The organism is Streptomyces sp. NBC_01390, from assembly GCF_045040105.1.
Taxonomy (GTDB): domain Bacteria; phylum Actinomycetota; class Actinomycetes; order Streptomycetales; family Streptomycetaceae; genus Streptomyces.
In genome coordinates this window covers 9746274-9763474 of the sequence record NZ_CP109551.1, presented here as the reverse complement: position 1 = coordinate 9763474, position 17201 = coordinate 9746274, and the positions used below count along the sequence as shown (strand labels likewise).

Below are 17201 nucleotides of genomic sequence, written 5' to 3'. Positions count from 1 at the left end.
GAGGCGAACACCATGAGCCGAAGCCGCCACGGGGAACCGCGGCAGCGCGGCCGGCGCCCGCGGCACATGGCGTCCCGCCTGCTGGCCGGCTCGGTGCTCACCGTCTTCGTGGTCTTCTTCGTGCTGCCGGTCCTGTGGCTGCTGCTCGCGGCGACCAAGACCGACCAGCAACTGGTCCACGACAACCCGTTGTCCTTCGGATCCTGGCACGCGCTGTCGGTCAACTGGCACGCGCTCACCGCCTTCCAGGACGACGCCATCCTGCTGTGGCTGCGCAACTCCGCCCTCTACGCCTCGATCTCCCTGGTCATCACGCTCTGCCTGGCCATTCCGGCCGGATACGCGCTGGCGATGACCGAGTTCCGCGGCCGGCACACCCTGCTGATCGCGACCCTCGTCGTGATGCTGATGCCGAACGCCACGCTGGTGGTGCCGCTGTTCCTGGAGATCAACGCGGTGCACCTGATCGGCACCATGTGGTCGATCATCCTGCCGTACTCGTTCTACCCGTTCGGCGTGTACCTGACGTACATCTACTTCACCACCGCCGTGCCCAAGGACCTCCTGGCCGCGGCCCGGATCGACGGCTGCTCCGAGTTCGGCGTCTTCCGCCATGTGGCCCTGCCCCTGGCGACGCCCGTCATCGCGCTGGTCGGGTTCTTCAGCTTCGTCGCCAACTGGACGAACTACTTCCTGCCGTACGTGATGCTCCCCGAGAGCGACCAGATGCCGATCCAGGTCGGCGTCGGCAGCCTCCTCAGCAACGTGCCCTCGTTCAACCCGACCGTCGGCACCCTCGCGATCCAACGCCCGCAACTGGCACTGGCGACGCTGGTCGCCATCACACCCGTCCTCGTCGTGTTCCTGTTCGCCCAGCGCTTCCTGGTCAGCGGAATGCTCGCCGGCGCCACCAAGGAGTGACCGCTCTCATGCCCTTCAGCCCGCACCCCGACGCCTCCGGCGACTCGACACCCGATGTCCAGGCCACGGTCCCCCTGCTCGAACCCCCCGGCTGGGCCGTCGCACAGCGCGCCCTGTTCGACCTGCTCGACCACGCCTGGCGCCGCTTCGCCCGCGACTTCACCGGCCCCGACGGACGGCTGAACTACAACGACCGGCTCACCAGCCGCGACGGCGTCGACGATTTCTACGAGGTCTTCTTCAACTGGCCCCAGCTGTACCTCCTCGGCGGCGCCGACGACCTCCTGCCCGCCAGCGAGAAGCACTGGGAGGGGGTCACCAGGCAGCTGACCGAACTGGACATGCTGCGCGACGAGTACGAGCGCGGCTACGACTGGTTCCACCAGGGCGAGAGCCTGCTGCTGCTCTACTTCCTGTGCATGGCCGCCCCCGACCGCTGGGCCGAACGCGCCCTGCGCTTCGCCGAGTTGTACGTCGACCCCGCCAAGGGCAACTACGACCCCGAGCACCGCGTCATCACCCGCCCGCACAACGGCAGCGACCCCGGGCGCACCGGCCTGTTCGACGGCGACGTGTACCCCTGGCTGCTGAAGGAGGCGGAGACCTACGGCTTCCCGCTCGACTGGCTGCCCGAGGCCCAGGACGGCCCGTACCCGCTCTCGGCGGACCCGCGGCTCGGCGACCAGATGCGGGACCGGATGGGCGTCGGCGACACCGCGCTCAACCTCGCCGCGGCGGGACTGGTCCTCAACGCCTGGATCCTGACCGGCGAGGAACGCTACCGGGACTGGATCGTCGAGTACGTCGGCGCCTGGCGCGAGCGCACCCGGGAACAGGGCGGCCTGATCCCGGACAACGTCGGCCCGGACGGGGTCGTCGGCAGCCTCCTGGAAGGCCGCTGGTACGGCGGCCACTACGGCTGGTCCTGGCCGCACGGCTGGCACAGCGTCGGTCACGCGGCCTGCGTGGCGGCGCTCGCGGCGGCGACGGTCACCGGGGACGACGACTACCTCTCCATGGTCGCGACCTCACTCGACGCCCTCATAGAGCGCGGCAAGGTCATGCCCCACACGGAGGCCGACTCCAGCCTGCCCTCCAAGTGGGCAGTCGAACTCGGCCCGGACCAGGACACGCCCACGCTCCACCTGCCCTTCCGGCACAACGACTCGGGCTGGTTCGACTACAACCCGGCCACGCCCCCCGTGCCGGTGGCCCTCTGGCACCACACCTCCTCCGACGCCGACCGCGCCCGCCTCGAGCGGCTGCGTGAGGCCGACGGCATCGACTGGCGCACCGTACGGCCCTTCCGCGCCAAGGAGGAGTCCGGGCACGAGAAGGCGTGGTTCGCGTTCCTCGCCGGCGACGACCCCGGCTATCCGGAGCGGATCCTCGCCGTCGCCCAGGCCCAGGTCCGGCACCGGCTGCGGCGCATCGACCGTTACCGCGACCTGGACGTGCCCGAGGCCGACATCCATGTGTGGCAGCAGACCAACCCGGTGGTCACCGAGGCCCTCGTCCAGCTGACCTGGGGCGGCCCCCAGGTGCTCTACAACGGCGGTCTGCAGCAGGCGAGGCTGCGCTACCACGACGCCGATGCCCGCCGGGCGGGTCTGCCCGCGGACGTCGCCGCCCTGGTCACCTCCATCGCCCCCGAGGCGACCACCGTCGAACTGGTCAACCTCTCCCCCGACGCCGACCGGACGGTCATCGTCCAGGCGGGCGCCTTCGCCGAGCACACCATCACCGGCGTCCGGTACACGACCTGCACGGACGACGGCTGGATCGGGGACATGTACGACTACGGCCACACCGAGCCGGTGGTCTCCGAGGCCGAAGTCCCTTGTGACGGCCCGTATCTGACGGTCCGTCTGCCAGCCTCCACGCGTGTCCGGCTCACCCTGCGGCTGGCGCTTCGTACCCGCACACCCAGCTACTGCACGCCGTTCGACGAGTCCACCTCCCATGGCACGACAGGGGAACCGGTATGAAGCGCATCGCCCAGACCATCAGGCTCATCCCCGAGCACCGCGAGGAGTACCTCCGGCTCCACGCCGCCGTGTGGCCCGGCGTGGAAGCCGCCCTGCACCGGGCGAACATCCGCAACTACAGCATCTACCTTCACGGTGACGTGCTGTTCGCCTACCTGGAGTACCACGGCGAGGACTTCGAGGCGGACATGGCGTCCATCGAGGCCGACCCCGAGACCCAGCGGTGGTGGAAGCTCACCGATCCGTGCCAGGAACCCTGGCCCGACCGGGGCGAGGGCCGCCAGTGGAGCGAACTCCCCGAGATCTGGCACCTGAGCCCGCCCGGCGACGACGCCACCGTCTGACCCGACCCGCATCAGCCCGACCCGACTTGGACCAGCCCGTGAACGCACCTGTGCTCGTCGACGCGCACCACCATCTGTGGGACCTCGACCACCGTCCACAACCCTGGCTGGACGACCCCGGTGTGGCGTCGATCCGCCGCACCTTCACCCCCGAGGACCTGCGTTCCACCGCCACCCACCCCGTCGCGGGCCGGCGGCTGCACGGCACGGTGGTCGTCCAGTGCATCGCGGAGGTCGCCGAGACCGAGGACCTGCTCGCGCTCGCCGAACAGGAGCCGCTGATCCAGGCCGTGGTCGGCTGGGCCGACCTCACCTCCCCGGCGATCGCTGACGTGCTGGATCAGCTGATCGCCGGGCCGGGAGGCGGGTATCTGCGCTCCCTACGGCATCTGGTCCAGGGCGAGACGGACCCGGACTGGCTGCAACGACCGGAGGTGGAGCGCGGGTTGGGGGCCGCACTGGACCGCGGACTGCGCTACGACGTGCTGGTGCGCGATCACCAGCTCGATTCTGCGATCCGGCTCGCGGAACGCTTCCCCGACCTGCCCCAGGTCCTCGACCACGCGGGCAAGCCGGACATCGCCCGGCAGGACTTCGCGGAGTGGGACCGCCGCATCCGGCGGCTGGCCGCACACTCGCACGTGGTGTGCAAGGTCTCCGGGCTGATCACCGAGGCCGACCACACCCGTTGGACCACCGCCGACATCCGCCCCGCCTGGGACGTGCTGGTCTCCGCCTTCGGCCCCGAGCGGCTGATGTTCGGCTCGGACTGGCCGGTCGCCAACCTGGCGGGCGGCTGGAACCGGTGGGCCCGCGCCGTGGACGAACTGCTCACCGGCTGGAGCGAGAGCGATGTCCACGCGCTTCTCGCCGGCACCGCGACCGCGTTCTACCGGCTTGCCCCCGTCGCCGGAGAGAGCGACGGGGCGATCCGAACGACCTGACCCCGCCCCACCGAACATCGCACCGAACCCGCGCCGGACACACCGCCACGCATGCTCCGGGCCGCGCCGAAGGGACCCCTGCCCCATGCCACTTGCCGCCCGCTACCTGTCCGCCCGCACCCTCGACACGACTCCCGCCCCCAGCACCTCGCCGGGCCCCGGCGAGGTGGAGCTGGCCCCCGCCTACGTCGGCATCTGCGGCACCGACCTGCACATCTTCCACGGCGACATGGACGCCCGAGTCGCCGCGCCCGCCGTCCTCGGGCACGAGATGGCCGGCCGTGTCGTCCGGGTCGGCTCGGACGTGGAGGGCTGGGCGCCCGGTGACGCGGTCACCGTGATGCCGCTGCGCTGGGACGACACCTGCCCCGCCTGCCACGCCGGTCACCAACATATCTGCCAGCACCTGGACTTCATCGGCATCGACTCCCCCGGCGCGATGCAGCAGCGCTGGACCGTGCCCGCCTCCACTCTCATACGGCTGCCCGACTCCCTCCCCCTCGACCGGGCCGCCCTCGTCGAGCCCACCGCGGTCGCGGTGCACGACGTCGGCCGGGCCGGGGTGAGCGACGGTGAGCGGGTCGTCGTGGTCGGCGGCGGCCCGGTCGGCGTCCTGATCGCGCTGGTCGCCCAGGCCGCCGGAGGAGACGTCCGGGTGGTGGAGCTGAGCGCCCACCGGCGGCTGCTTGCCGAGGAGTTGGGGCTGACCGTGTGGGACCCGGCCGCCGAGGACCTGCCCGAGCTGGTCCGGCATTGGACCGGGGACGCCGGGGCGGACGTCGCCTTCGAGGTGTCCGGCGCGCAAGGCGGCGTGGACACCGCGGTCGACGTGCTCGGCGTGCGCGGCCGACTCTGCCTGGTCGCGATCCACCCCCGCCCCCGCGAGGTGAACCTGCACCGCTTCTTCTGGCGTGAACTCACCCTCGTCGGAGCCCGGTTGTACGACCGCTCCGACTTCGAGAAAGCGGTGACTCTGGTCGCCGACGGCACCATCCCGGCCGACCGGCTGATCAGCAAGGTCGTGCCGCTCACCCAGGCACCGGCCGCGTTCGAGGCGCTGGAGGGCGGCGGCAACGTGATGAAGATCCTGGTGGACTGCACCGACGAGGCCCAGGAGGCCGCCGTATGACCGCCTTCGACCTCACCGGACGGCTGGCCGTCGTCACCGGCGCCCGGCGCGGCATCGGCCGGGCCATGGCCCGCGCGCTCGCCGAGGCCGGCGCGGACGTCATCGGGGTGAGCGCCTCGCTGGAGGAGTCCGGCAGCGCGGTGGAGAAGGACGTGCGCGCCGCGGGCCGTACGTTCGAGGCGATCCGCGCCGACTTCGCCGATCCCGGGGCCGTCCGGGAACTGGGCGCGGACCTCGCGGGCCGGGAGCGTCCGGTGGACATCCTGGTCAACAATGCGGGCACGATCCGCCGGGCCCCCGCTGCCGAACACACCGATGCGGACTGGGACTTGGTCCTCCAGGTCAATCTCAGCGCCCAGTTCGCGCTGGCCCGCGCGGTCGGCGCGTCGATGGTGGCGCGCCGGCAGGGGAAGGTCATCTTCACGGCCTCCCTTCTGAGCTTCCAGGGCGGCATCACCGTGCCCGGCTACACCGCCGCCAAGCACGGCATCGCCGGTCTGACGAAGGCGTTGGCGAACGAGTGGGCGCCACGCGGGGTGAACGTCAATGCCATCGCGCCGGGCTACATCGCCACCGACAACACCCAGGCGCTCCAGGACGACCCGGACCGCAGCAGGGCGATCCTGGACCGCATCCCGGCCGCCCGCTGGGGCAGCGCCGACGACCTCGCGGGCGCCACGGTGTTCCTCGCCTCGGACGCCGCCGCCTACGTCCACGGCGTCGTGCTCCCGGTCGACGGCGGATGGCTGGGCCGATGACCACCGACCTCACCGCCCTGCTCGCCGGGGCACGGATCGTGCCGGTCCTGACCGTGCCCGATCCCGCCACGGCGGCCCCGCTGGCCCGCGCCCTGTCCGCGGGCGGCGCCCGCTGCGCGGAGGTCACCTTCCGCACCCCGGACGCCGAGCAGGTCGTGAAGGCGATGGCCGCGGAGGGTGGTCTGGTCGTCGGTGCCGGCACGGTGCTGACCGCCGAGCAGGCGGAGCGGGCCGTGGCGGCCGGGGCGCGCTTCGTCGTCTCCCCGGGCCTGGACCACGAGGTCGTCGCCGCGTGCCGGGAACTGGGGGTGCCCGTGGTCCCCGGCGTCGCCACCGCGACCGAGGTGATGGGCGCCCTGCGGGCCGGACTCGACACCGTCAAGCTGTTTCCCGCCGAACCGCTCGGCGGCCGGGCGATGCTCCGGGCGCTCGCGGCTCCCTTCCCCGGGGTGCGGTTCATGCCGACCGGCGGGATCGACGCCGCCGGACTGGCCGACTACCTCGCCGAACCGGCGGTACTCGCGGTCGGCGGCAGCTGGATGGCCGCCCCCGCTCTCCTCGCGAGCGGCGACTACCCGGAGATTCGCCGGCTCACTGCCGAAGCCGTGGAACGGAGCACGCCGTGGCCGACGTGATCGCACTCGGCGAGGTCATGCTGCGCTTCGACCCCGGCGAGGGACGGATCCGCACGGCCCGCGGCTTCCAGGTCTGGGAGGGCGGCGGCGAGTACAACGTCGTACGGGGACTGCGCCGCTGCTTCGGAGTGCGCACCGCCGTCGTCACCGCCCTGGCGGACAACGCGGTCGGACGCCTCGTCGAGGACCTGATCCTCCAGGGCGGGGTCGACGCCTCGATGATCTGCTGGCTGCCCGACGACGGTATAGGCCGCACCGCCCGCAACGGTCTCAACTTCGTCGAACGGGGCTACGGCATCCGCGGAGCGCTCGGCGTCAGCGACCGCGCCCACACGGCCGTCTCGCAACTGCGCAAGGGCGACGTCGACTGGGACACGGTGTTCTCGGCCGGGGCGCGCTGGTTTCACACCGGCGGCATCTTCGCGGGCCTGTCGGACACCACCGTCGACGTGGCCGACGAGGCGATGGCGGCCGCGCGCCGGCACGGCGTCACCGTCTCCTACGACCCCAACTACCGCCCCAGTCTGTGGGCCGGGCGCGGCGGACCGGAGCGGGCCCGCGAGACGGACCTGCGCCTGGCCCGCCACGCCGACGTGGTCGTGGGCGCACTCGGTCTGGCGGGCAGGCATCCGGGGGCCGTGCGGTTCGCGGCCGACGAGGTGCCGGACGCCCTCGCCGCCGTAGCCGGTCTGCTGCCCGCTGCCCAGGTCCTCGCGACGACCCTGCGCGAGGTGCCCTCGGCTGGCGTCAACGACTGGACCTCCGCGGCCTGGTCCGCCGGCACCGGCCACGTCACCGGCCCCGTCATGCCCGGCCTGCACGTCCTGGACCGCATCGGCTCCGGCGACGGCTTCGCCGCCGGACTGATCCACGGCCTGCTCGCCGGCCACTCCCTGGAACGCGCCCTCGCCTACGGCACGGCCCACGGCGCCCTGGTGATGACCACTCCCGGCGATGTCTCCATGGCCACCCGCACCGAGATCGAAGCGCTCATCGCCGGCGCCACGGCCCACGTCCGACGCTGAACGACCCTCTCAGGAGCACCTCTTGCGCCGCCGGAAGATCCCTCACACCCCCGTCGAGGTCACCGAACTCGGCTTCGGCGCCTCGGTGATCGGCAACCTCTACCGGGTGACCGACGCCCATGGTGCCTCGGCCGCCCTCGACGCCGCCTGGGACGCGGGCATCCGCTACTTCGACACCGCACCGCACTACGGCCTCGGCCTCTCCGAACGCCGGCTCGGCGCCGCCCTGCGCGACCGACCCCGCGACGAGTACGTCGTCTCGTCCAAGGTGGGCCGCCTCCTCGTCCACAACGAACACCCGCGGGGCGTCGACGACCAGGGGTTCGTCGTACGGGACGACCTGCGCCGGCAGTGGGACTTCAGCCGCGACGGCGTGCTGCGCTCCCTCGAGGAAACGCTGGAGCGCACCGGCCTGGACCGCCTCGACATCGTCTACCTCCACGACCCCGACGACCACTGGCAACAGGCCGCCGACGAGGCCATGCCCGCCCTCGCGGAGCTCCGCGACCAAGGCGTGATCGGGGCGATCGGCGCCGGCATGAACCAGTCCGCCATGCTCGCCCGCTTCCTGCGCGAGACCGCCGCCGACGTGGTGATGCTCGCCGGGCGCTACACCCTGCTCGACCAGTCCGCCCTCGACGACGTCCTGCCCGCCGCGCAGGCCCACGGCAAGAGCGTCGTCGCCGTCGGCGTCTTCAACTCCGGCCTCCTCTCCCAGGACCGGCCCGCCGAGGGCATGAAGTACGACTACCAGGACGCCCCGACCGACCTGGTGCGGCGGGCCCTGGCCGTCGCCGAGGTCTGCGAGCGCTACGGCACCACCCTGCCGGCCGCCGCCATCGCCTTCCCCCGTACCCATCCCGCCGTCGTCAACGTCACTCTCGGCATGCGCACCGCGGAGCAGGTCAGGCGCAACGTCGAACTGCACGCCCGACACGTCCCCGACGGGCTCTGGGACGAACTGCGCGCGCAGGGGCTGATCAGGGCCGATGTGCCCACCGCGAACGAGGAGCGGCACCCCCGCCGCTGCTGACCGGCACGGCGGCACCGCAGCCGTCGCCCGAACACACCTTCTGGAGCCGCTCATGTTCACGTTCCCGAATGCCCGCGCCCCGAAGAGGGGCAGACACCCGGCCGCATGCAGCCCGCGCCTCCTCCCGGCAGCGCTCACGATGGCGCTCTCGGCCACCGTGCTGGCCTCCCTCACCACTTCGACACCCGCCTCGGCCGCGACCCAGGCCACCTACTACGTCGCCCCCAACGGTGACGACTCCAACGCCGGCACGATCACGGCACCGTTCAAGACCATGCAGCACGCCCGGGACGTCGTGCGCACGGTCAACAACAGCATGACCGGGGACATCAACGTCTATCTCCGGGACGGCACCTACCCGGTGAGCAGCACCGTCTCCTTCACCTCGGCCGACTCCGGCACAAACGGGCACCGCATCACCTACGCCGCCTACCCGGGCGAGAAGCCGGTCCTGGACGGAGGCGTTCAGGTGTCCGGCTGGACCCAGCACAGCGGGAACATCTGGAAGGCCACCCTCAACCGCGACAACAAGCTCCGCGCCCTCTACGTCAACGGCAAGCGCGCTCAGATGGCGTCGAAGACGATCAACTCGGCCGGATGCTACGGGACCTACAGCGTCACGGCCGGCCAGGCTCCCTGGGCCTGGGAGTCGGGTTCGCAGTGCGACGGGGCCAAGTACAGCCTCTCCGACCTGCCGGCCATCGCGTCCAACCAGGACGACGTCGAGATCGTGTCGGCCAGCACCTGGAACACGGCCATCGTCGGAGTCCGCCAGATCACCACGAGCTCGGACGGCGCCAGCCGCGTGGCCCAGTTCCAGGAACCTGGCGCGGCCATCGCCCAGGGATCGGCGTACGCCAAGTTCGTCGCCGGCAGTGGCAGCCACACGATCATGAACGCGTTCGAGTTCCTGGACCAGCCGGGAGAGTTCTACTTCAACAAGAGCACCCACACGCTGTACTACTACAAGGCCGGCTCCGATGACATGACGACGGCGCAGGCCTTCGCGCCGAAGAACCTCTCCACCCTCATCGACGTCGCCGGCACGTCGACGACCGACCACGCACGGAACATCACGTTCTCCGGGCTCACGATCGAGCACTCCGACTGGAACCTGACCAATGTCGCGGGCTCCGTCTTCCGACAGGGCCAGCAGGGCAACGCCAACTCGAACGTGTATGCGAAGCAGAACTTCCACGCGTACACCTACCGCAACGTCGACCTGCCGCCCGCGGCCGTCCGGATCGAGAACGCCGACGGGATCGTCCTGCAGGGGAACACCGTGCAGCACACCGGCGCCGACGGGATCACCTTGGCCAACGACGTGACGGACTCTCAGCTGAGCGGCAACGTCACGAATGACATCGCCGGTTCCGCCCTCACCGTGGGGCACCCCCAGCACGTGTACATCGGTGACCACACCTCGACGAACAACGAGAAGTACCCGGTGAACGTCGAGGGACTCTGCAAGAACATATCGATCACGGACAACTACCTCTACGACAGCGCGGTGCTGTTCCAGGGCTCCAGCCCCGTGTCCGCGTACTTCGTCGATTCCCTGTCCGTCGAGCACAACCGGATCGAGAAGTCCCCGTGGGCGGGCATCACGCTCGGCTGGGGATGGTGGAACTTCGACGGTTCGGCGAACTCGATCAATCCCGGGAACCCGACCACCACGGCGAAGAACAACACCGTCAAGTACAACGAGATCCTCGACACGATGCAGGTGCTCGGCGACTCCGCTCCCATCTACACGCTGGGCAGCCAGCCGGGAACGGAGATCAGCGACAACTACATCAAGGGCGTTCCGGCCGGCCACAAGTACGGCCTGCACCCCGACGAAGGATCCGCCTTCCTCAACGAGCACGACAACGTGTTCGACGTCGACCCGGGCCTGGCGTACACCGTCAACTCCGGCACCTGGGGCCGACAGCACGACCTGACCATCACCAACAACTACGGCACCGTCAACAAGATCGCCGGCAGGAACGTCCCGAACAGCACGATCCAGGACGTGCGGGGCTACGGGGACAACGTGTGGCCGTCGCAGGCGTACGGCATCGCCCTGAACGCGGGTCTGGAGGAGGCCTACAAGAACCTTCTGCCCGCCGCGGTCACGGCGCCGCAGGACTACGCGCTGCCCGCGAGCACGTTCGCCGGCACGGGCGTGCTGACCATTCCCGTGCGCAGCCCCAAGGACGCGACCAGGACGCTGTGGCTGGCTCCCGCCGGTACGACGACGTTCGCCGCCGGTCCCACCATGACCAGCGCGAGCGGCACCTCCACGAGCATCCGCGTCCCGCAGACGGCGGGTGACTACCGGCTCTACGTCGTGGACGCCCAGGGCAACGCGTCCCCCGCGTCGAAGGCGCTTGTGCGGCAGCGCTGGAACCACGTCGACGACAAGGCCGGGGGCGTGACCTACTCCGGCACCTGGTCGAACTGGAACGACACGAAGGACATGAACGGGTCCGAGAAGTTCACGAGCAGCGCGGGCAATTACGCCGAGTTCTCGTTCACCGGCACTGGCGTGCGCTATCTCAGCATGACGCAGCCCAACATGGGCAAGGTGGACGTCCACCTCGACGGCACCCTGACCCAGGCGGGCATCGACGCCTACGCCCCGACGGTGACGAAGCAGGTGCCGCTGTTCGAGAGGACAAACCTGGCCGCTGGCCCGCACACGATCAGGGTGGTGTGCACGGGGACGAAGAACACCGCCGCCTCCAGCACCGTCTGCGCGCTGGACGCGTTCGCCTCCATCCAGTTCCCCGCGAAGAACGCCAACTACAAGGTGGTCAACAAGAGCAGCAACAAGGCGGTCGATGTGTCAGGCGGATCGCTGACCGCCGGAGCCGACATCATCCAGTGGACCGACTCCGGAGCCGGGAACCAGAACTGGCGCTTCGTCCCGGTGGGTGACGGCAGCTACGAGATCGTCAGCCGGAACAGTGCCCTGCTCATGGACGTCAGCGGTGCTTCCACCGCCGACGGCGCGTCCGTCATCCAGTCGTCCGACACCGACGCCGCGAACCAGCACTGGACACTGGCCGCCACCGGAAACGGCTACTACAAGATCAAGAACGTGCACAGCGACAAGGTGCTCGACGTGTCCTCGGGCGGCACTCAACTCGTCCAGACGACGGACACGAACGCCGACAGCCAGCTGTGGAAGGTCGTCGACGTCGACTGATCCGCGAGCCAAAGGGGTGCGAGGGACGGTGCCGGCCAAACCCGGACCGGCGCCGTCCCCGCGTACCTCCAGCACCGCGCATCCGAATCGAGCAGTACCACCTCACATGCGAGGACCCCTACCGAGGGACGGGACTTGTGGACATCACCAGACGACAGCTCGGCCGGCTCGCCGCGGTCGGCACCGGGGCGCTCCTGCTGCCGGGCCTGCTGCCACCGGGCAGGGCAGAGGCGGCCGCACTGTCGGCCGGCAAGTGGGGCGACCAGGGCGACGGCACCTACGTCAACCCGGTTCTCCCGGGCGATTTCAGCGACTGGGACTGCATCCGGGTCGGCGACGACTACTACGGCATCACCAGCACGTTCGGGTACTCGCCCGGCGTGGCCGTCCTGCACTCGAAGGACCTGGTCAACTGGCGCACACTCGGCGGCGCGGTCGGTGACCTGACCCAGATCGGACCACTGCTGAACTGGGACCGGATGAACCGCTACGGCCGTGGCGTGTGGGCCGGGGCCATCCGCTTCCACGCGGGGCGCTACTGGGTGTACTTCAACACTCCCGACGAAGGCTTCTTCATGACGTCGGCACCCTCGCTGGCCGGACCGTGGGACCCGCTGACGGCCGTGTGGCGGACCTCCGGCTGGGACGACCCGTGCCCCTTCTGGGACGACGACGGCCAGGGCTACCTCGTCGCCACGCACTACTCGGACAGCTACAAGATCAACCTGTTCCAGCTGTCCGCGGACGGCAGGTCACTGCTCGGCACACCCACGGTCATCCACCAGTCGCCTGGCAGCGAGGCCAACAAGCTCTACAAGATCAACGGCCTCTACTACCACCTGTACAGCGAGGTGAGATCCGAGGGCCGGGTGCTCATGATGAACCGCGGCTCCAGCCTCCTCGGCCCGTTCGAGACCCGGCAGCTGGAACACGTGAACACCGCGGTGGACCGCGAGCCCAACCAGGGCGGACTGGTGCAGACCCCGGACGGCACCTGGTACTTCGTGACCCACCACGGCCACGGCGACTGGGAGGGGCGTCCGCTGTCCCTCCTGCCGGTGACCTGGGTGGACGGCTGGCCGATCCTGGGCCAGGTGGGCGCGGACGGCACAGGCACCATGGTGTGGACGGGCCGGGTGCCCACCGGCGGCACACCCGGGCTGCCGGTCGACGCACTTCCCGCCGTGGTGACGAGCGACCTGTTCACCGGCACCGGCCTCAAGCCGCAGTGGGAGTGGTACTACCAGGCGCGTGCGGGCTACTGGTCGCTGACCGAACGCCCCGGCCACCTGCGGTTGAAGGCGTTCGCACCGCTGGCCGGCGACAACCTGACCAAGGTGGGGAACACCCTCACCCAGCGGGCGCTGCGCACGGCGGGCGGGGGCACGGTGACCGTCCGCATGGAGTTGGCCGGCCTCGCCGACGGCCAGCACGCCGGACTGTGCCACTACGCGGCCACCTACGCAGGCCTGGGCGTCCGGCGCACCGGAACCACCACCACGATCGCGCACAACGCCGGCGGCACCCTCACCGACGGCCCGGCCGTCATGCAGAACGCCGTGTGGCTGCGTACCACCTGGGACGTCAACGGCGTCAGCAGGTTCTCCTACAGCCTCGACGGCAGCGCGTTCACCCCGTTCGGCAGCACTTACCAGCTCACCTGGGGCGGCTACCGCGGCGACCGGATCGGCCTGTACACCTACAACCCGAACAACACCGGCTACGTCGATGTGGACTCGGTGCAGTACACGATCGCGCCCACCCGGGCGTACAAGTGCGTCAGTGTGCGCAGCGGCAAGCTCATCGAGGTATCCGGAGCATCCTCCGCGGACGGGGCCGCCGTGAGTCAGGTGACCGACAACGGCAACCCGAACCAGCAGTGGGCCTTCCAGTCCACCGGAGACGGCTACCACACCGTCATGTGCGTCAACAGCAGCAAGGTCCTCGACGTGGCGGGGTCCTCCACTGCGGACGGCGCACGGATCGTGCAGTCGACGGCCGACGGGCGGACCAGCCAGCAGTGGCAGCTGCGTCCACTGAACGGTGGCGCGTTCGCCCTGGTCAACCGTAACAGCGGCAAGGTTCTGGATGTCAGCGGTGGCAGTACGGCCGACGGTGCCGCGCTGATCCAGTTCACCGACCGGGGCAGCACCAACCAGCAGTGGACGTTCTCCCGACTCCCCGGCTAGCTCGCGGCGGCGGGGCCGGAAAGCCATGGCTTTCCGGCCCCGCCGTCTTTCTGACCCTTACCGCGTCATCCGGTCACTGGATCGTCCACGCCTGGTTGGACTGGTTCAGTGCCATCCACTGGTCGATGGCGGCACCGTTGGCCGTCGAGCCGGCGCTGACTTCCAGGACCTGCTTGGTCTCGAAGTTGCGGATGAGGTATCCGCCACTGGTCGGCTCGAAGTACCAGAGCTGGTTGTTGCCGCCGCCGTAGGTGTACTGCTGCAGATTGCTCCCTCTGTAGTGAGTCGCACCGTTGATGTCGAGGGCCTTGCCGCTGTTCCTGTTGACGATCTTGTAGAGCTGGCCGCTGACCTGGACGAGGTTCCACTGCTGGTTGGTGCCGCTGTTGGCCGGCCACTGGACGACGCTCGCGCCGTCGGCGGGGGAGGCCTGGTAGACGTCCGCCAGCTGGCCGCTGTTGACGTTCTTGATGGTGTAGTACGTCGACGGGTTGACGTTCGGCGCGCCGGTCGCGTCCTCCAGCGCACCACCGGCCTGCTGCACGCTGAAGTCGGAGAAGAAGAAGTAGGCGCCGTCGGTCTTGGCGACCCGCACGTAACGGAAACTCTGGCGGACGTCGATGTTCCCTGTCAGCGTGGAGGCCATCGGCAGCGTCGTGGCGCCCTGGCGTCCCAGCACGGTGTAGGTGGCGAACGACGGGTCGTTCGAGGCGCGGATCTCGAAGTTGCCGCGCGTCTCGGGCTGGTCGATGTCCTGGCGCATCGTCAGGGAGTACTGGCCGAGCTGGTAGGCCTGGCCGAGGTCGACCTGCCACCACGCCGAGGTGTCGGTCCCGGTGGGTGACCAGCCGGTGGAGCTGTCGTTGTCGTTGCCCTTGGACGCCGCCACGCCGGAGTTCAGGACGGTGGACGCGGTCGCCGGCTTGTTGTAGGCGAGGTTGAGCCGCGCCGACAGGGACTGGTAGGCGGGCTCCAGCCCGGAGGCCTGGATCACCGAGGTGCCCGAGGTCGCGTTGCCGGACAGGGTCACGTTGCTGCCGTTGACGTTCTGGTTGATGAAACCGTCCGTGTGCGACAGCACGTTGTTGGAGACGGTCATGTTGTTGGAGCCCTCGTCCAGGTAGACGCCCGCCACCGCGGAACCGCAGGCAGCCGGACTCCGGACGACGTCGTGCACGTAGTTGCCGTTGATGACGGTGCCCGGGTCGTTGGAGAGGTGGTAGATGCCGGCGGTGTCGCACAGCCGGTTCAGCACATTGCCGAGCCGGTTGTAGCTGATGCTGTTGTTGCCCTCCGCGTTGGCCGCGGACTGCCAGCCCCAGCCCAGCGATATACCGGCCCACGGGGCGTCGCTGATGTCGTTGTGGTTGATGGTGGTGCTGTTGACGAAGCCCGCGTTGATGCCGGCGGTGCCCAGGTAGTCCTCGCCGATCCGGGTGATCAGGTTGTCGTTGACGGTGACGTTCTTGACGACCTCGCGGACGTCCTCACCGGCCGGGGAGACGGGCGGGTTGTAGATGGTGTGGTACTCCACCGTGGGATCGGAGAACTTGCCCACCATGATCCCGTTGCCCGCTATGTCGTACACGACGTTGCCGGTCACGCCGCTGTCGTGGACACCGTGGTGCAGGTCGAGGGCGGTGGACCCCATCTGCGTGAAGGTGTTCCCGGTGAAGGAGACACGGTCGGCGTCCGCGACGTGGACCCCGGCCGGCGGACGGTCGGCGTACTGGTGGTTCGAGGAGTCGGCCGAGAGGTTGTAGAGGCCGCCCTGGCCGTTCAGCAGACCGTTGTTGGTCGCCTCCATCCAGGTGGTCTGGGTGAAGGTGATGCCGGAGAAGCGCAGGTCGTGGACCGGGGCGTCGAGGCTGGTGCCCTTGACCTCCACGAGCGTCGGCAGGGTGGGTGCCTGCACGGTGGCGGTGGACATGTCCTCGCCGGAGCGCGGCTTGTAGTAGAGCGTCTGCGCGGCCGTGTCGACGTAGAACTCGCCCGGCTCGTTGAGGAACTCGTGGGCGTTCTCGAAGTGCAGCGGGGAGCCGTTGGACAGGACCGGGAAGGGCCGCTGGAAGAGGATGCCGGCCTCGTGGTCCTGGATGGAGACGTTGGCGGTGCCGCCCGCGGTGGTGAACGACTTCAGCCGCAGGTAGTTCTCGGCCCACTGCAGTTCGAGGACCATCTCGGTCTGGCTGAGGTTGCTCCAGTTGGAGATCTGCGAACTGAGCACCTGCAGCAGCTTGTTGGTCTTGTCGCTGCCCTGAAGCTGGAAGTCCGAGCCCAGGTCGGGGTACCTCGCGCGGGTGGCGCGCACTCCGTTGACGTACAGCTGACGGAAGTTGAGGCTGCCCACCGACGCCTTGTACTCGCCGTTCGAGGCGGCGGTCCAGCCGGTGATCGTCCGGCCGCTGCTGATGACGGGCGTCTCGCCGTTGTAGGCCTGGTAGACGACGGTGTGGCCGTTCGTGCCGGAGTCGCTCGTGCCCAGGGTGATCGGGCTGGTGAGGTTGTAGGTGCCGCCGCGCAGGTTCACGACGATGTCGCTCGACATGTTCGTGTTCGCGGCGCGGACGGCGGCCTGGGCCGCCTGGATGGTCCTGAAGGCGGCGGTGGTGCTGGTTCCGGAGTTGCTGTCGTTGCCGCCCGTGGGGTCGACGTAGAAGTTCGTCGTGGCCGCTTGCGCCGGCTGGGCCGGCAGTACGGTCGCGAAGACGACAATGCCGGCCGCGAGTGCCTTGGCGAGTCCGGCGAGGCGTAGGGGTCTCATGTGCGGTGTCCTCTCTGAGCCACGTTGCTCATGAGTTGCATTTATCGGGGCTACAGAGGGCACCGGTCAAGGGAATGAGCAGGTATATTTTGGCGAGCCCGCAACCAGAGTCAATGAAGTAGCAGTTCAGAGCCTCTCCAGCCCTTTCGGTATGCACGCGGAGCTACAACTTATCGACAGCCCTCATCAAAAATGAGTCGTACTTATCTAGGATTCTTATCTGGGATCTGGCCATCGGTTGAGCCGAGCGTGCCGGGGCGCGATCCTGGTGGCACCGC

General features: G+C 69.5%; 12 protein-coding genes. 11 read left to right on the top strand and 1 reads right to left on the bottom strand.

Annotation, left to right across the window (positions count from 1 at the left end):
• The first annotated feature begins 66 nt into the window (after positions 1 to 66).
• The 11 genes from OG241_RS43705 to OG241_RS43655 all read left to right on the top strand — a co-directional run bounded on the left by OG241_RS43705 (position 67) and on the right by OG241_RS43655 (position 14159).
• Positions 67 to 921: a carbohydrate ABC transporter permease gene (locus OG241_RS43705; protein ID WP_405826758.1), complete on the top strand. Its 855-nt coding sequence runs from the start codon at positions 67 to 69 to the stop codon at positions 919 to 921.
• A gap of 8 nt (positions 922 to 929) precedes the next feature.
• Positions 930 to 2909 carry a hypothetical protein gene (locus OG241_RS43700; RefSeq protein WP_405823793.1) on the top strand — a complete coding sequence of 660 codons (1980 nt, stop codon included), beginning with the start codon at positions 930 to 932 and terminating at the stop codon, positions 2907 to 2909.
• Positions 2906 to 3253, top strand: coding sequence for an L-rhamnose mutarotase (locus OG241_RS43695; protein WP_405823791.1), 348 nt, complete (start codon positions 2906 to 2908; stop codon positions 3251 to 3253). Before OG241_RS43700 ends, OG241_RS43695 begins: the two co-directional genes overlap by 4 nt.
• A 38-nt stretch (positions 3254 to 3291) precedes the next feature.
• A complete protein-coding gene (locus OG241_RS43690) occupies positions 3292 to 4197 on the top strand; it encodes an amidohydrolase family protein (protein ID WP_405823789.1) in 906 nt (301 codons plus the stop codon).
• A gap of 85 nt (positions 4198 to 4282) precedes the next feature.
• Positions 4283 to 5326 carry a zinc-binding dehydrogenase gene (locus OG241_RS43685; protein WP_405823787.1) on the top strand — a complete coding sequence of 348 codons (1044 nt, stop codon included), beginning with the start codon at positions 4283 to 4285 and terminating at the stop codon, positions 5324 to 5326.
• Entirely contained in the window at positions 5323 to 6084 is a 762-nt protein-coding gene (locus tag OG241_RS43680; protein ID WP_405823785.1) for an SDR family oxidoreductase, read from the top strand. The genes OG241_RS43685 and OG241_RS43680 overlap by 4 nt, the downstream gene beginning before the upstream one ends.
• Complete coding sequence (locus OG241_RS43675) at positions 6081 to 6719, top strand: bifunctional 4-hydroxy-2-oxoglutarate aldolase/2-dehydro-3-deoxy-phosphogluconate aldolase (protein WP_405823784.1); 639 nt, start codon at positions 6081 to 6083, stop codon at positions 6717 to 6719. The genes OG241_RS43680 and OG241_RS43675 overlap by 4 nt, the downstream gene beginning before the upstream one ends.
• Entirely contained in the window at positions 6707 to 7744 is a 1038-nt protein-coding gene (locus OG241_RS43670; protein ID WP_405823782.1) for a sugar kinase, read from the top strand. Before OG241_RS43675 ends, OG241_RS43670 begins: the two co-directional genes overlap by 13 nt.
• 22 nt (positions 7745 to 7766) lie before the next feature.
• Entirely contained in the window at positions 7767 to 8777 is a 1011-nt protein-coding gene (locus OG241_RS43665; RefSeq protein WP_405823780.1) for an aldo/keto reductase, read from the top strand.
• Positions 8778 to 8829: 52 nt separating this feature from the next.
• Positions 8830 to 11970 carry an RICIN domain-containing protein gene (locus OG241_RS43660; protein ID WP_405823778.1) on the top strand — a complete coding sequence of 1047 codons (3141 nt, stop codon included), beginning with the start codon at positions 8830 to 8832 and terminating at the stop codon, positions 11968 to 11970.
• Between the two features lie 137 nt (positions 11971 to 12107).
• Positions 12108 to 14159: a family 43 glycosylhydrolase gene (locus OG241_RS43655; protein ID WP_405823776.1), complete on the top strand. Its 2052-nt coding sequence runs from the start codon at positions 12108 to 12110 to the stop codon at positions 14157 to 14159.
• Between the two features lie 73 nt (positions 14160 to 14232).
• Here the strand turns inward: OG241_RS43655 and OG241_RS43650 are convergent, their stop codons facing one another.
• Positions 14233 to 16923 carry an RICIN domain-containing protein gene (locus tag OG241_RS43650; protein WP_405823774.1) on the bottom strand — a complete coding sequence of 897 codons (2691 nt, stop codon included), beginning with the start codon at positions 16921 to 16923 and terminating at the stop codon, positions 14233 to 14235.
• Positions 16924 to 17201 lie beyond the last annotated feature (278 nt).

Bases quoted from the DNA above. Each gene is read 5' to 3' on its own strand.
- OG241_RS43705 (WP_405826758.1), top strand. From the start codon at position 67: ATGGCGTCCCGCCTGCTGGCCGGCTCGGTGCTCACCGTCTTCGTGGTC.
- OG241_RS43700 (WP_405823793.1), top strand. From the start codon at position 930: ATGCCCTTCAGCCCGCACCCCGACGCCTCCGGCGACTCGACACCCGAT.
- OG241_RS43695 (WP_405823791.1), top strand. From the start codon at position 2,906: ATGAAGCGCATCGCCCAGACCATCAGGCTCATCCCCGAGCACCGCGAG.
- OG241_RS43685 (WP_405823787.1), top strand. From the start codon at position 4,283: ATGCCACTTGCCGCCCGCTACCTGTCCGCCCGCACCCTCGACACGACT.
- OG241_RS43680 (WP_405823785.1), top strand. From the start codon at position 5,323: ATGACCGCCTTCGACCTCACCGGACGGCTGGCCGTCGTCACCGGCGCC.
- OG241_RS43675 (WP_405823784.1), top strand. From the start codon at position 6,081: ATGACCACCGACCTCACCGCCCTGCTCGCCGGGGCACGGATCGTGCCG.
- OG241_RS43660 (WP_405823778.1), top strand. From the start codon at position 8,830: ATGTTCACGTTCCCGAATGCCCGCGCCCCGAAGAGGGGCAGACACCCG.
- OG241_RS43650 (WP_405823774.1), bottom strand. From the start codon at position 16,923: ATGAGACCCCTACGCCTCGCCGGACTCGCCAAGGCACTCGCGGCCGGC.